Origin of the sequence: Alcaligenes sp. Me129, assembly GCF_050487245.1 — a bacterium.
GTDB classification, from domain to species: Bacteria; Pseudomonadota; Gammaproteobacteria; order Burkholderiales; family Burkholderiaceae_B; genus Alcaligenes; species Alcaligenes phenolicus.
Genome location: NZ_JBKQGX010000011.1, coordinates 80,553 through 95,050, shown reverse-complemented (window position 1 = coordinate 95,050; position 14,498 = coordinate 80,553). Strand labels below are relative to the sequence as shown.

Here is a 14,498-nt window from a genome sequence, read left to right as displayed (position 1 = left end):
AGCTGTGCCATGAATCACGCTTCTTTATTCCAATCCCACGACCTGGCTCAGGCCCGCATTCTGGAACCCGAACACCTCTTGCTGCCGCAAGGACCTGTCAGCGGACACGCTGTACTGATTGAAGAAGGTCGCTTCAGCGATATTGGCACGGTAGAAGAGATTGCCGCCCGTCACCCTGGGCTGCCACGTCTGAGCTTGCCCGGTCATTTGTTGATGCCCGGTTTTGTGGATGCACACCATCACGTCACCCAGTCATATGGGAAGTCGCTGGTGTATGGCGAGCCCTCGGAGATTTTCCGCCGGGTCTGGGTGCCACTGGAAAGCACCTTGAACGCTCGCCATCTGTATGCCTCCAGCAAGCTGTCGGCACTGGAAGCCTTGCGGGGCGGGTTCACGACGGTTTGCGACGCTGGCACGCGATCGTCCGAAGATCTGGACGCGATTGTGCAAGCCACCACAGACGTAGGTATACGCTGTGTTCTGGGCCTGATCTGCAACGACAAGCACGGCGCGGTACTATTGGACGCCGAGCCTATTGTGGCTCGCGCCCAGGCCCACCTTCAGCAATGGGAGCACCATGCCTTGATCAGCCCTTCACTGGCTATCTCTATTCCCGAAGCCGCCAGTGATGCGATGTTGCATCGTATCTATTCCATGAGCGAAGAAGCGGGCCGTGTGTTCCAGACCCATGCCAACGAGCATTTGGTCGCGGTGGAGCGTTCCTTGAATGCCCATGGTCGTCGCCCGATCGAGCATCTTGCCCATATTGGTGCCCTGGGTTCGGCTTCCTTGCTTGCCCATGCCACCTTGGTTACCCCCAGCGAAATCCGGCTGATGGCTGATTTGAACGCTGCCGTTTCCTACAACCCGGTTGCCAGCGCCTGGAAAGGCAATGCCGTCGCTCCTGCCGAAGCCATGCGCGTTCAAGGCATACGTTTGGGCATGGGGACGGACGGCACTCGCAGCGATGCCTTTCGTATGATGGATTATGGCGAGGCGGCGCAACGCTTTGCCTTCGGCATGATGGTGGGCGACTCCTCTTGCGGTGCGGGTTGGACCTGGCTGGATATGGCGACCCGAGGGGGGGCCGAAGTCATAGGCCTGGGAGCTCAAACCGGGCAGATTCGGGTGGGCGCCCAAGCCGACTTCCTCGTGGTCGATCTGCAAGTGCCCGAGATGACACCCTCCTGGGATCTGCCTTGGGAACTGGTTCGGATTGCTGCTCGCGATCAGATTCGGGCTGTCGTTGTCCAAGGCAAGCTGCGTCTGTGGGAAGGCCAGCCTGTGGATTGGGATCCCCTGCCCTTGCTGGAAGAGGTCCGTGAGCTGGCTCGCCATGCGGTCGCGCAATCGGATATCCGCAAGCTGCACGCCCCATCCACCGAACACCTGGCGCGTCACGCCGAGCAGGAAAAGGCCTTGGCATGACAGTGGGTTTGCTGATTGCTTTTGCCGCCGTGCTGGCGGGTGCCTTTATTCAGGGTGCCAGCGGGATGGGTTTTGCCCTGATCGTAGTCCCGGTACTGGCTTTGGTTCATCCCGAGGCCATACCAGGAGCGCTCCTGTTTCTGATGCTGCCGCTGAACGCCTATGTTGCCTGGCGTGAACGCGGAGCGATCGACCGCAGCGGCGCGGGCTGGATCACCGTCGGACGTTTTGCGGGGACTTTTGCCGGTTTGGGGATTTTGCTGGTGCTGTCGACTTACTGGTTAAACCAGTTTGTCGGTATCAGTACCTTGCTGGCCGTGCTGGCATCGGTACTGGCTCCAAGCTTCACGCCCGGCAAGAAGGCCTTTATTGCCACAGGTCTGGTCACCGGCATCACTGAAACCGCCACCGGCATTGGTGGCCCGCCTTTGGCTCTGGTGTACCAGCACGCCCCTGTCGCCACCTTGCGCTCGACAGTCGCCTTGTGCTTTCTGGTGGGGGAAGTGATTTCGCTGGCCGTGCTGGGTATCTCCGGCGCGCTACAGTGGTCCCACCTGAGCTACGCCGTGTTGTGCCTGCCCGCATTGCTGCTGGGGATGGGCTTGAGCAGCCTGGTACATCACAAGCTGGATCAACGCCGTTTGCGCATTGGCGTTCTGGTGTTTGCGACCGTCTCCGGTCTGGCCGTCATGCTGACTTAATCGTCCAGCTGTGTAGAGGCACGGGCCCGAAGTTCCGGCTTTGGGCCCAAAGCCGACAGGCGGCTCTTATCACCCGACAGATGCTCGAACAGCAGTTCTACCGCCAGGGTGGCCACTTGTTCCAGATGAAGATCCACAGCTGTCAACGCCGGTTCTGCGGTACGGGCACGTAAGCCATCGTAACGGGTGGCGATCATTACATCCTGCGGGACACGCAAACCGGCCTGCTGCACAGCCGCCAAGGCGCCCACTGCAAAGGCATCCACAGGCACACATAAGGCATCCGTATCAGGATACTGTGTTAAAAGCCGGGCGCAGGCATCAAATCCACCGGCTTCACCCAAGCTTTCCTCTACCTGCATATAGCGCACTGGCATGGCGTGCGCTGCAGCGAAATTCTCGTAGGCTTTTTTATGGCTGGCGTAAGAGTCACGTGCGGCACTGCTTTGCACCAGGGCGATACGTCGCCGTCCTTGCTCCCACAAGTGATTCAATAACAAATGCGCGGTTGCGGTCGATTGCAGATCAATAAAGGGAATGCTGTCTACGCTACCGCCTTGACGCCCAATCGACACTAAGGCCACGCCACGCTCTTGCAACAGGCGCACATTGGGATCATCCGTCATGGGCTCCAACAGAATCGCCCCATCAATATCCAGACCTTCCAGAAAGGCCTGGGCATTTTCCAAAGGCGGCACGAACACCAGAGCCAGGCCACGCCGCATAGCTGCCTCGGCCGCAATGCCCGCCACTTCCATCATGAAACCCAGACGCGAAACGCCACCCGACACGGCAAAAGGCATGGACGATACCAGGGCAATGCTGTTGGCCGCCCCCGAGCGCAAGCGCTGCGCTCGTACATTGGGCCTATAGCCCATATCAGCCGCGATCTGTTTGACCTTGGCACGCGTTAACGGGTCCACCACCCCCCTATCATTCAAGGCGTGTGAAACCGTAGTCAAAGACACCCCTGCCGCCTTGGCGACATCGCGGATGGTGATACGACGAGGGGGGGTAGCAGAGGAACGTGGCAAGGCTGGATCAATCAGAAAAGGGAGAGAGAGGAAAATAGCATAGCGCTGGGAGCTTGTTTACGTAGAGCAAAGCAGTGAATCAGCCAAATTTAAAAACAAAGAATCTTAGCTAGAGTGTTTGGCCAAGCTCGTTCAGGAGCCATATTACAAGTTAATACCTACTCAAGGGGACACTAACATTTCGACGCCCCCTCCAGCAGACCGTTAATTATCAGTGGAGTCTCGCCATAGGCACTGCCATTGCAAACGACAGTGGCTCCTTCGGGATCGCCAGGATAAGTGACGGCGATACAGGAACAAGCAGCAGGAAGCAGGGAAAAACACAAAGCAAACAAGGCCTTGATGTCATTCATTCTTTTCCTGCTCCGTATTTTTTCAAACCACTCCATGCATTAAAATGCAATAAAACCTAATTTAAGGTAGCCCAGTGAAACTTTCCAATCCTGAGCAATTCAGAATTTGAATCTTATCAATAAACAGGCAGCTCAATCTCAAGACATATCGATATAAAAATCATAACAGTAAGGCGCCAATGAAAAAGCCGCCCATAGGGCGGCCTGGCTAGTTAACGGTCTCCGTTTTTTTTGAGGTTTTATATTGAATCGTGTTTGCTCGGAAAATCACTGGGCCAGTTCATGGGCGTGTCATTCATATCCAAACCTCCTGCTGTTTATTTAATCGAGAAAGCCTAGAACGAATTTTTATCCTAACAAAAAAATTACAAACTTCAAGCACTAAATAGCATATTCAGTGTTTACCCTGTACAAATAGAAACATCAAAAAGGCTCTCGCAAGGAGAGCCTTTTATTTTCCGACTTGTGCCCCCAGATCGGGGCTTACATCAGGAGCGTCGAGCCATGGCCAGGATCACGCCAAAACCTATCATCATGCTGCCGCTAATGCGGTTCACCCAACGCAGACCACGCGCATTTTGCATCACGCCGGACAAACGAGTGCCTACATAGGCATACGCCGCAATCGCGATCACTTCCAGTAGCAGGAAAATCACACCCTGTGTCATGAAGCTAACCCAATAGTTGTTCATATCTACAAACTGCGGGAAGAAGGCGGTGAAGATCAGAATGGCTTTAGGATTGCCGATAGCCACAAAGAACTCCTGGCGCACCAGGCCCCAGATATCTTTTTTGCTCACCTCGGTTTGCTCTGCTGATGTTTTGCTACTGGCACGCAGCACCTTGATACCCAGCCAGATCAGATACGCCGCTCCCGCAAGCTTGACCACGGTAAAGGCCGTCTCCGAAACCATCAACAAGGTTCCCATTCCCAAGGCCGCCACCACAATCATGATGGCAAAGGCGACCAGACGCCCCATGGCCGCTACCATGGCAGTCGACACCCCTTGCTTGGCCCCTACCGTCATGGACAGCAGATTATTGGGTCCGAAGGCCATATTCAGGGCAAAACAGGCGGGCAGAAACAGCAAAAGACTACTAGCGGTCATGATTCCGGCAGGCTCCATAGATAATGCCAGCCATTCAATTTGAAAGGCTGGCATTCGCCGATTGAAAACAGTGTGTATGAACTTTACTCCAGTCAGCTTTAAAATTCAGCCCTCTCAACCGGCCACGGCATTCAGCGCCACTTTGGGCGATGAACGCAAGGACACCATAAACACCAGGAAAGCCAACATTGCCACGACACCCGGCACGGCAAAGGCCATGAAGTTCATCTGCAAGGGCAACTTGGCCGCCATCAGCGTGCCGCCCAGGAAAGGCCCGGCAATCGCACCGATCCGCCCCACTCCCGACGCCCAGCCCAAGCCCGAGGAACGCATGGACAAGGGATAGAACTGCGCCGTATTGGCGTACAGCAGGATCTGCGTGCCAATGGTGGTGGCACCGGCAATCACGATCAACACGTACAGCACCAGAGTCGGGCTCTTGAAACCCAGCAAGGTAATGGACACCGCCGACACCAGAAAGAACCAGGCCACCACTTTAGGCAAGCTGAAACGATCCCCCAGCCAACCACCCAGAATCGCACCAAACATGCCGCCCAGGTTCAAGGCCACCAGGAAGGACAGGCTGGAACCCAGGCTATAGCCCGCGTTGGCCATCAATTTTGGCAACCAGGAACCCAGGGCATAAACCATCAAGAGGCAGCAGAAAAACGCCACCCAAATCATCAAGGTGCCTAGCAAGCGCCCTTCCTTGACCAGATCCAGCATGGGCACTCCCGTCTTTTTCTGCTCATGCAAGGTCAAGACGGTCTCTGGTGACACACCCATTTCAGGGGCCAAGGTCTGCACAATGCGGCGTGCTTTTTCCTCTTGCCCTTGGCGCATCAGAAACGCTAGCGACTCCGGCAGTTTCCAGACAATAAAAGGCAGCAGCAACAACGGAATGGCTGCACAGAAAAACATGGACTGCCAGCCAAAACGAGGCAGCATGTAGATGCCAATCGCTGCCGACAACAAGCCACCCAATGAATAGCCGCTGAACATGATGGCGACCAAGGTGCTACGCGAGCGCTTGGGCGAATACTCGTTCATCAAAGCCACAGCGTTGGGCATCAAGCCGCCACAACCCAAGCCGGCCAGAAAGCGGTAGACACCAAACTCGGTCGGTGAGCTCGCAAAGCCATTCAGGAAGGTAGCCAGACTGAACAAGGCAAAGCAGATCGTCACGCCCTTTTTACGGCCAATCTTGTCTGCCAGCGGCCCAAATACAAACGCGCCAAACATCATGCCGAACAAGGCGTAACTACCCAAGGCCCCGGCTTGCACCGGCGTCAAATTCCACTCGTCCATCAGCACCGGCAAAACCACACCGTAAATAAACAAGTCATAGCCATCGAATATCAACAACAAGGCGCACAGGCTCATCACCATCCAGTGAAAGCGCCCGAAGCGCGCCTGCTCAATCACTTCATTAACGTCTAGTGTTTTCATGATTTGTCTCCCCCAAATGGAGTTTTTTTGTCTTGATGCCCTTCGCTCTACAAGCCGCCTGCATCGTTTGATCAGCCCTGGTCGCCGCCTCCTACTGGCAAGACAGTGCCGGTGATATACGACGCCTCATCCGAGGCCAAAAACAAAATGCTGGCGGCCTGTTCATCCAGGCTCCCGTAACGCTTCATCAAACTGCTGGCCACGGTCTGATCCACAATCTGCTGATACCAGATCGCTTCTTGGGGATCGTCCTGGTTCTGGGTATTGCGGGGAATACGCCGTGGCGGAGCCTCGGTCCCGCCAGGCGAGACAGCATTAACCCGAATGCCGCGCTGGGCATTCTCAAAAGCCAATGAGGCGGTCAAGGCATTAACGCCCCCTTTAGCCGCTGCATACGGCACGCGGTTAATGCTGCGAGTGGCAATCGAGGACACGTTCACAATGGCACCACTACCCTGCTCCTGCATGCTGGGTAAAACGGCATGACAGGACCACAGGGTTGGAAACAGGGAACGGCGTATCTCGGCCTCGATCTGTGCCGGTGTGTAGTGCTCGTAAGGGCGCGTCCAGATCGTTCCCCCGACGTTATTGATCAAAATATCAATACGTCCCCATTTATCCAGCGCCGCCTGGGCCGCAGCCTGAGCACCTTCAACGGTTTCCAGATCCACTTCCAGTGTCAGGACCGCCTCGCTGGCCAGTTCCCGCACCAGCTCGGATCGGTCTACGGCCAGTACCCAGGCTCCTTCAGCCTGCAAGCGCTCGGCAACACGACGGCCAATGCCTTGGGCCGCGCCCGTCACAATGGCCACTTTTTGATGAAAACGCACAGGCGCAATCATGATCTTTCCTTGTAGGAGTCATCCAACACAGGGCGCCCCGCAAAGGGGCGCTGTCTGAATACATTTATTGGCTGGTGATGAATTTTTCGTAATAGAAATTCGCGGGAGCATGGGCTTGCGCATCAATGAACTGGCTGACGGCATCCACCATGGGTGGCGGCCCGCACAGGTACACATCCACCTGCCCTTCATGCCAATGCGCCGGATCCAGATGCTGGGTCACGTAGCCTTTGCGCTCGTGGCTGGATTGCGGGTCCACCACGCAGGTGGTGTAGCTAAAGCCGGGCAAACGCTGGGTAAAGGACTCCAACTCTGCCAGCATCACCAGATCCTGATCACGGGTGACGCCATAGACCAGATGCACAGGCTGCGTACAGCCTTGCTTGACCAGGACTTCCAGCATGGACAAGAACGGAGCCAGACCCGTGCCGCCGGCCAGGAACAATAAGGGGCGCCTCACCTGCCGCAGATAAAAACTGCCCAAAGGCCCTGTCATTTCCACCTGCTGACCGAGCGGCTGCGCCGCCAGCCAGGAGCTCATCAGACCGCCCGGAACCTGCTTGATCAAGAAGCTCAAGCGCGACTCGCCCGGTGCAGAGCTGAAGGAATAGGAACGATGCGCCTGCCCGCCGGGCACCGTAATGTTCACGTACTGCCCAGGCAGAAAAGGCAAAGCTTCATCGGCCGCATCAATCTTCAGCTCGTACGCCGCATCCTCATACTGACGGCATTCCGACACTTGCCCCTGCCACTTGGCCACGGCCGTCTTGCACACACCCGATGAAATCGGCACGGCAATCACGCAGTCCGACTTGGGAATCATCTGGCAGGTCAAAACCAAACCCTTGTCCGCCTCCTCTTGCGTCAGGGCGTCCTCGATATAATCGTCGCCCTGCTCATACTGACCACTTTCGGCCTGACATTTACAGGTGCCGCACACCCCGTCCGAGCAATCCATGGGCAGATTGATCTGATGGCGATACGCGGCATCTAGCACTTTCTCGTGTTCACCACAATCCACGAAACGGGTGACACCGTCCTCAAAATTCAGCGCAATACGATAGCTGTTCACGGCTAGCCCCCGACTTTAAATGTGATACACATCAATCACTTGACGGATGTAGTCGTTCTTGAGCACTACCTTTTTTTGCTCGATCAACCAGCCCTGCTCCTGAGGCGACAAGGTCAGGTAAATCGTGCCGAAGAACTGATCCGTCACCCGGTAGCGATGGTTAAGCGTCAAAAAGTTGTAGCGGACGTCCACCTGCCCATCGCGCTCGGCCAGAATCTCGATATTGCTGAGCATGTGAGCGGTACGTGGCTCGGGTGTGGAGGCACCGGAGCGCTCAGTCTTGATGCGGAACACCCGATCCTCCAGACCGTTACGGTTGGGATAGAAGATCAAGGAAATCTCACTATGCGGATCTTCGGTCAACTGATCATCATCATCCCAGCAAGGCATCCAGTACTGGGCGTTGGGGCTATAGCATTCCAGCCATTCATCCCACTGACGGTCATCCAGCAAGCGGGCTTCGCGATACAGGAAAGCGCAAATAGAGTGATACGTTGCGTTCATGGCTTAGGCCTCCCCGTTTTCTACTTTTAACGCCTGGCTCATGGTCTTGGCCCAGTACTCGTGCTGGCAGACAAACAAGCCTTCATCTTCACTACGCCCGCCACTGATCAAGGGCTTCATGCCCATGGCTTTGGCATTCTCGTCCGGCCCGTGCACCCACAAAGGCGCACCTCGGCTCAAATCATTCCAGGGCGCCGCAATACCCGCATAGCCTTCCTGACAGGCGCGGAACTCCTCCAGATCGTCTGCCGTTCCCATGCCGGACACATTGAAAAAGTCTTCGTATTGACGGATACGGATGGCACGCTGCTCAGCGCTTTCCCCTTTGGGACCAAAGCAGTAGATCGTGACTTCAGTCTTGTCCACACTGATAGGACGCGTTACCCGAATCTGGGTAGAGAACTGATCCATCAGATACACATTCGGGTACAGGCACAGATTGCGAGTCTGATTCACGATGAACTCGGCACGGTCCTCGCCCAAACGCTGCTTCAGCTCCTCGCGATGCTCGTAGACCGGACGCACGGTTGGATTCATGGTTTTGGTCCACAGCAAGATATGACCGTAATCAAAGCCATACACGCCACCCAGGCTCTTGCTCCAGCCGTTCGCATCCACCGCTTGCGTGCCGCCCTCTTTGCGACGACCCATCGTGGCAGAATAGTTCCAGTGCACGCTGCTGACGTGGTAGCCGTCGGCCCCGTTTTCCATCTGCAGCTTCCAGTTGCCGTCGTAGATATAGGAAGAATTGCCACGCAGCACTTCCAGACCTTCAGGGGCTTGATCCACGATCTGATCGATGATGACTTTGGTTTCACCCAGATACTCGTCCAGAGACACCACATCCGGGTTCAGGCTGCCAAACAGGAAGCCGCGATAATTCTCAAAGCGCGCGACACGCTTCAAGTCATGCGAGCCTTCGGTATTGAACTGCTCGGGATACTGGGTGTTTTTCTCGTCCTTGACCTTGAGCAGCTTGCCCGCGTTATTGAAGGTCCAGCCATGGAAAGGACAGGTAAAGCTGCCCTTATTGCCATGCTTGCGGCGGCACAACATGGCGCCGCGGTGAGCACAGGCATTGATAAAGGCATTCAAGCCACCGTCTTTACCACGCGTCAAAAACACGGGTTGACGACCAATATAGGTAGTGAAGTAATCATTCACATTGGGCAGCTGGCTTTCATGCGCCAGGTAGACCCAATTGCCTTCAAAAATATGCTTCATCTCCAGCTCGAACAGATCCGGATTCGTGAAGATGTCACGACGGCAGCGATACACGCCTGTTTCTTGGTTTTCTTCCAGGGCGGTATCAAGCAAGTGCCTGATATCGTTGGTTTTATCCATAAGGACTGACATAATGTGGCCTTTATGAGAGTTGCAGCCGTCCCTGCCCATGCCCATGAAGGCATAGCAAGTACGCGTGATAGAAAAGAAAAATCGCTCCGGATTGAGACCGGACTGACTCGTGGCAGCGTATTGCTGGCTTAGCCTTGAGCCTGAATCAAACCCGATAGGGACACCGTCGGGCCGATATTGCCCAGCCCACTTTCGCAAGGAAATTCGGGGCTGTTCTGCATGACGTTCATTACAGTCTTTGCTCCAGCAGGCTTCCAATACAATATCGGTCCCGCTCTATAGCAAAATGCTATAGTTTGTTTTTTTCCCAATAAAATCAGTAGTTTGCAGGGCATGAAAAACAAAACCTATCGTTAACCCTAGAGCTTGTCAGGTATATGCTTGAAGCTTGGATGGTCGAGATAGGTGATATATTGGTCCGGATTTTCTGGACCTGGACCACGGGCAAAGCATATGGACTTGAAACAAATCCGCTACTTTGTTGCGGTCGCCAAAGCGCGCAATTTCACTCGCGCTGCCGAGCAGTTGCACATTGCCCAACCTGCACTCAGCAGACAGATTCAGTTGCTGGAACAAGAGCTCAATGTTTTGCTGCTGTCACGGGAGAGCCGCCCCCTGCAGCTAACCGAAGCGGGCCGCATTTTTTTCGAGCAATCCCTGCAATTGCTTAATCGTGTGGAGGTCATGAAAGCGGCGACCACCGAAGTCGGCCTGAACCAGCGCCCGCAATTGTCGATTGGCTTTGTGGCCTCCACCTTGTACGGTGGCCTGCCCATCCTGATCCAGAAGTTCCGCCACGCCTACCCGGATATCCGCTTTCACTTTCTGGAACTCACCAGCAGCCAGCAGATCGCCGCCTTGCGCGCCGGACGCATTGATATTGCCTTTGGACGTGTGCGTATTCATGACAGCGCAGTGTGCCGTACTGTCTTGCGTGAAGAGCGCCTGGTGCTGGCAATTCCGCCGAAAATTGACTTGGCCAAGGATCGGGGGCCGGTGTCCTTGCAGGTCATCGCCGATCACGCCTTTATTGTGTATCCCAAGTCCCCACGCCCCAGCTTTGCCGATCATGTGCTAAATATCCTGCATGACAACGCCATCTTTCCCACCGAAGTGCATGAAGTACTGGAATTGCAGACGGCCATGGGACTGGTCGCGGGCGGCGTGGGCTTGTGCCTGATTCCTTCAGCCGCACAGATACGCAGTGATCTGGTCTACCGGCTGATTGACGACGAGAAAGTGACTTCGCCCATTATTTTCAGCCACAGGAAAAACGACAACTCCTGGTACATCGCCCAGATGCATGCCTTTATTGAGGAAATGTATGCGGAGAAACCGCCCTGGCTGACTCCGGGACACAGCGCCTTGAGTAACGGGCCGCCACCCTGTTGATGGCTGCAAGCCTATGAGCAACTGGCCTGCTCAGGCTTGCAGCGAAACCTTCTGCCTCACCTGCTTGCGCTGATACGGTCAGACGGCAAAGCTGTCACCGACTAATACAAAAAGGCCCTGCAAAGCGTCGTTAACGCTTCTTGCAAGGCCAGATAGATGCGGCGTTCACGACCACCAGCCGCAGACCTTTTCACTGAAAAAAGGTCTGCTCGGCAGTCAGTTAAAACCGCTTAGATGCGCTTGAACAACGCCGAACGCACCTTGCCAGTAGCACCATCTGCGGCTGTCAGGAACTGTTCCATGTGAATATCGCGCTCGAAGAGGCGACTTTGCATCAAAGTGGAAATGGCCGCTTCAATCATAGGGGGCGGGCCACACAAGTAGGCCTTGTTACCCGAGCAACGCTGCTCAAAGAACTGCCCCACGGCTTCATGCACAAAGCCCACAAAGCCTTCCCAGGCATCATCCGGCAAAGGCGCATTCAAGGCCGGAATGTAGTGGAAATTGTCGTGCTTTTCGGCCAGTTGATAGAAATGATCCGCATGATACAGCTCGGCTTTATTGCGCGCACCCTGGAACAGATAAATAGGACGGGTATCGCCCTCTTCCAGCAAGTCCATAATCATGGATTCGGGGCTGGACAGGCCCGAGCCACCCGCGATAAAAATGGCGCCTTGCGGGTCGGACTTGCGCACAAAGAACTGACCATAAGGGCCAGACACATCCAGAGACTGCCCCACTTGCAGTTCATCATGAAGCCAGGTCGTGCCGGCGCCCCCTTCTACCTTACGTACATGCAAATCAATAATGCCGCTCATGGACGGCGGATTCGCAATGGAGAAAGCACGGGTGCTGTCGATTGACGGCACATGCAGGTTGATGTACTGCCCGGCCTGAAACGCCATCGGACGATCCAGCTCCAGACGGATGTGCTTGATCGTGGGCGACAAGTCTTCAATCAGGACGACCTTGCCCTGATAATCCTCGACAGGCAGGCCCTGGAAATCCGGGTCCACATCCACGTCGGCCTCGATGACCATATCGGATTCGGGCAGACAGCAGCAAGCCAGCAGCTTGCCTTCGTCCCGCTCCGAATCCATCAGGGCAAAGCTGGACGCATCGCCTGCGTCTGCATAGCCTTCCAGCACCTGCACCTTGCAGGTGCCACACGTGCCATGTCCACAGGCAAAAGGCAACCAAACCCCTTGTCGCAACGCAGCGTCCAACAAGGTTTGTCCATCTTCCACCTCTACCACATCACCTGTGGGTTCTACGGTTACCTGATACGTCATTGCTGCCTCCGCCTCTTATACGCCCGTACCCTTGTAGCCATTCAGGCCCGGGGTCTTGAAACGCAACAAGGATTTGTGATCAAAGCCCTTGGAACCCAGGGTGTCGTCAGGATTCAGTTCAACCGCCTCGCCATTCAAATTCCATTGCACCTTGCTCCATTCGATCTGCTCAAAGTCAGGATGCTGGGCAAAGCCGGCAGGCAACAGTTGCTGGATCATCTGGGACACGGTCATGTCGGGCTGAACCAGAAAGGCCTTGGCCGAGCAGAACAAAAGGTGCTCATCCCAGCCGATATACAGCAACATGCTGTCGCCATAGTGCGACTGCTGGTCGCGCGCATAGCCTTGGTAGTCCGGGGTAATTGCAGTAACTGCCATATTGATCTCCAATTTTTATAGGTAGTGGCAGTGCTCACCGAGGCACTGCCCTTTTTCTCGTGTGACTAGGCCGTCACTCCTTTCCATTCGTTCCAGCGTGCCTCGTCCACCGAGCCCTTGAAGTCCATATTGTCGACACCCACGTTCAGCTGGTAGTAGTCGCTCAGGATCTTCTCCAGCTCGGGGCCACCGCAGCCACCTTGCAGGATCTGGTTCACTGGCAGCCAGGCCTGGATGTACTTTTCGGGCTCGTGCTCGAAAATGTCGCGGCAGCCGTCCGAGCAGGTGTGATAGCGCTCGCCCTTGTACTGGCTTTGACGGTAGGTAATTTCGTCGGGTTTTTCCATGTCGGTAAAGGTCATGGGCACCTGACATACCTGGCACAGCTGCGGCAGACCGCTGGAGTAAAAGCGCTTGCCTTCGGCTTCCATCTTCTTGGCCATTTCCCAGCGTGGGCGGTAGTACTTGTCGAAGGTATCGGGGTACTTGGCGCTCAACCAATCCAGTTCCTCGTCGCTGGGGATCCAGGTGTGGAAACCGGCAGCGTGACCGAAGTTGTAGAAGATCCACCAGGCCTGGTGCGAGATGTGCTCTTTCTCTTTTTCGATCACTTCGCTGTACTTGGGCATGCGGATGCCGTAGCGGGCCAGATCCTTGAACAGTGCACCACCAGCCTGTTCGAAATAGACCTCCCAGGCTTCTTTCCAGGACATGACCTTGTTGGGCAGCATGTAGTCCATCATCATGCCGACCACGGACAGCAGGCGGGTGCCGCGCCAGAACCATTTGTCGATCCACTGCTGAACGATAGGCACGTTGTCCTCGTGCTGCTCCAGCAGGAACTTGATCACTTCCAGGCCCAGCGTCATGTGGCGTGCTTCGTCAGACTGCGAGCTGAAACCGAAAGTCACCGTGGCCATGTCGCCGTTGTAGGCTGCACCCGACATGAAGGGCACGAACAGCAGGTTGGTCAGCACGTACTCGAAGGAGAAGCTGATCGCCAGCAGGAATTCGAAGGGGCCAGCAGCGCGGGCATCTTCAAAGAAGGACTTGGGCACGGACAGGTACCAGACACGGTCGTGCATATGGCTCCAGTCCTGGAAGCCATTGAAAAACTTGTTGTAGTGGCTCATGGCGTGAACCTGCGTCTGGACGTGACGCAGCTCGTCAATCGACTGCATCTGGCACGCAATACGTGCACCGATGCCGCTGAATTGACGGCCCACATGGGAGTAGCCCTGGTAAGCCTGGTATTCCAGCGGGGTCACCGCGGTCAGAAACACCTTGATCGCGTTCAAGTAACGCGGGTCGGAAATATTCATCTGGCCATTGTTCTGCGCGAAGGCATCAAAAATGGCGTACAGCTTCTTTTCTTTTTCGGCCTGGTATTTCCAGTACGCGTCCATTGTCAGACGGAACGGATCTTCCCATTTGGACCAATCGGTAATCTTGATGCCCTCAAACTCCTCGTAGGGGAAGGCGTCCTTACGATCCTGGTAGCTGAATTCCCAGTCCAGATCACGAGTCAGATAGCGATATTTGTCTTTGATATTTAGTTTTTTCGTGGCCATGTTGCCCCCTTTTCTGA

13 protein-coding genes are annotated in these 14,498 nt (G+C 55.4%); 3 read left to right on the top strand and 10 right to left on the bottom strand.

Annotated features, from left to right (window positions below; all coding sequences use genetic code 11):
• Positions 1 to 9: 9 nt before the first annotated feature.
• Both ACLPGZ_RS12880 and ACLPGZ_RS12875 read left to right on the top strand, forming a co-directional pair.
• A complete protein-coding gene (locus ACLPGZ_RS12880) occupies positions 10 to 1,428 on the top strand; it encodes an amidohydrolase family protein (protein ID WP_239055617.1) in 1,419 nt (472 codons plus the stop codon).
• Positions 1,425 to 2,129, top strand: coding sequence for a sulfite exporter TauE/SafE family protein (locus tag ACLPGZ_RS12875; protein ID WP_035267713.1), 705 nt, complete (start codon positions 1,425 to 1,427; stop codon positions 2,127 to 2,129). The genes ACLPGZ_RS12880 and ACLPGZ_RS12875 overlap by 4 nt, the downstream gene beginning before the upstream one ends.
• On the opposite strand, the gene ACLPGZ_RS12870 is transcribed toward ACLPGZ_RS12875, so the two are convergent.
• From ACLPGZ_RS12870 to ACLPGZ_RS12840, 7 genes are all read right to left on the bottom strand, one after another.
• Entirely contained in the window at positions 2,126 to 3,163 is a 1,038-nt protein-coding gene (locus ACLPGZ_RS12870) for a LacI family DNA-binding transcriptional regulator (protein ID WP_031232111.1), read from the bottom strand. The genes ACLPGZ_RS12875 and ACLPGZ_RS12870 overlap by 4 nt on opposite strands.
• 841 nt (positions 3,164 to 4,004) lie before the next feature.
• Positions 4,005 to 4,625, bottom strand: coding sequence for a LysE family translocator (locus ACLPGZ_RS12865; protein WP_031232112.1), 621 nt, complete (start codon positions 4,623 to 4,625; stop codon positions 4,005 to 4,007).
• Positions 4,626 to 4,739: 114 nt separating this feature from the next.
• Complete coding sequence (locus ACLPGZ_RS12860) at positions 4,740 to 6,074, bottom strand: MFS transporter (RefSeq protein WP_429641441.1); 1,335 nt, start codon at positions 6,072 to 6,074, stop codon at positions 4,740 to 4,742.
• Positions 6,075 to 6,145: 71 nt separating this feature from the next.
• On the bottom strand, positions 6,146 to 6,916 hold the full coding sequence (locus tag ACLPGZ_RS12855) for a 1,6-dihydroxycyclohexa-2,4-diene-1-carboxylate dehydrogenase (protein ID WP_239055615.1): 771 nt from the start codon (positions 6,914 to 6,916) through the stop codon (positions 6,146 to 6,148).
• 64 nt (positions 6,917 to 6,980) lie between these two features.
• Positions 6,981 to 7,988: a benzoate 1,2-dioxygenase electron transfer component BenC gene (gene benC, locus ACLPGZ_RS12850; RefSeq protein ID WP_060185803.1), complete on the bottom strand. Its 1,008-nt coding sequence runs from the start codon at positions 7,986 to 7,988 to the stop codon at positions 6,981 to 6,983.
• 15 nt (positions 7,989 to 8,003) lie between these two features.
• Entirely contained in the window at positions 8,004 to 8,492 is a 489-nt protein-coding gene (benB, locus tag ACLPGZ_RS12845; RefSeq protein ID WP_009454444.1) for a benzoate 1,2-dioxygenase small subunit, read from the bottom strand.
• A gap of 3 nt (positions 8,493 to 8,495) precedes the next feature.
• Positions 8,496 to 9,848: a Rieske 2Fe-2S domain-containing protein gene (locus tag ACLPGZ_RS12840; RefSeq protein ID WP_239055614.1), complete on the bottom strand. Its 1,353-nt coding sequence runs from the start codon at positions 9,846 to 9,848 to the stop codon at positions 8,496 to 8,498.
• Positions 9,849 to 10,301: 453 nt separating this feature from the next.
• Between ACLPGZ_RS12840 and ACLPGZ_RS12835 the strand changes: the two genes are divergently transcribed.
• Positions 10,302 to 11,240: a LysR family transcriptional regulator gene (locus ACLPGZ_RS12835; RefSeq protein ID WP_239055613.1), complete on the top strand. Its 939-nt coding sequence runs from the start codon at positions 10,302 to 10,304 to the stop codon at positions 11,238 to 11,240.
• A 230-nt stretch (positions 11,241 to 11,470) separates the two neighbouring features.
• Here ACLPGZ_RS12835 and ACLPGZ_RS12830 read toward each other — a convergent pair whose 3' ends face one another.
• The 3 genes from ACLPGZ_RS12830 to ACLPGZ_RS12820 form a co-directional block, all read right to left on the bottom strand.
• A complete protein-coding gene (locus tag ACLPGZ_RS12830; protein ID WP_035267734.1) occupies positions 11,471 to 12,532 on the bottom strand; it encodes an NADH:ubiquinone reductase (Na(+)-transporting) subunit F in 1,062 nt (353 codons plus the stop codon).
• A 15-nt stretch (positions 12,533 to 12,547) separates the two neighbouring features.
• Positions 12,548 to 12,910: a phenol hydroxylase subunit P4 gene (locus ACLPGZ_RS12825; protein ID WP_035267737.1), complete on the bottom strand. Its 363-nt coding sequence runs from the start codon at positions 12,908 to 12,910 to the stop codon at positions 12,548 to 12,550.
• A 65-nt stretch (positions 12,911 to 12,975) separates the two neighbouring features.
• On the bottom strand, positions 12,976 to 14,481 hold the full coding sequence (locus tag ACLPGZ_RS12820) for an aromatic/alkene/methane monooxygenase hydroxylase/oxygenase subunit alpha (RefSeq protein WP_021446663.1): 1,506 nt from the start codon (positions 14,479 to 14,481) through the stop codon (positions 12,976 to 12,978).
• Positions 14,482 to 14,498 lie beyond the last annotated feature (17 nt).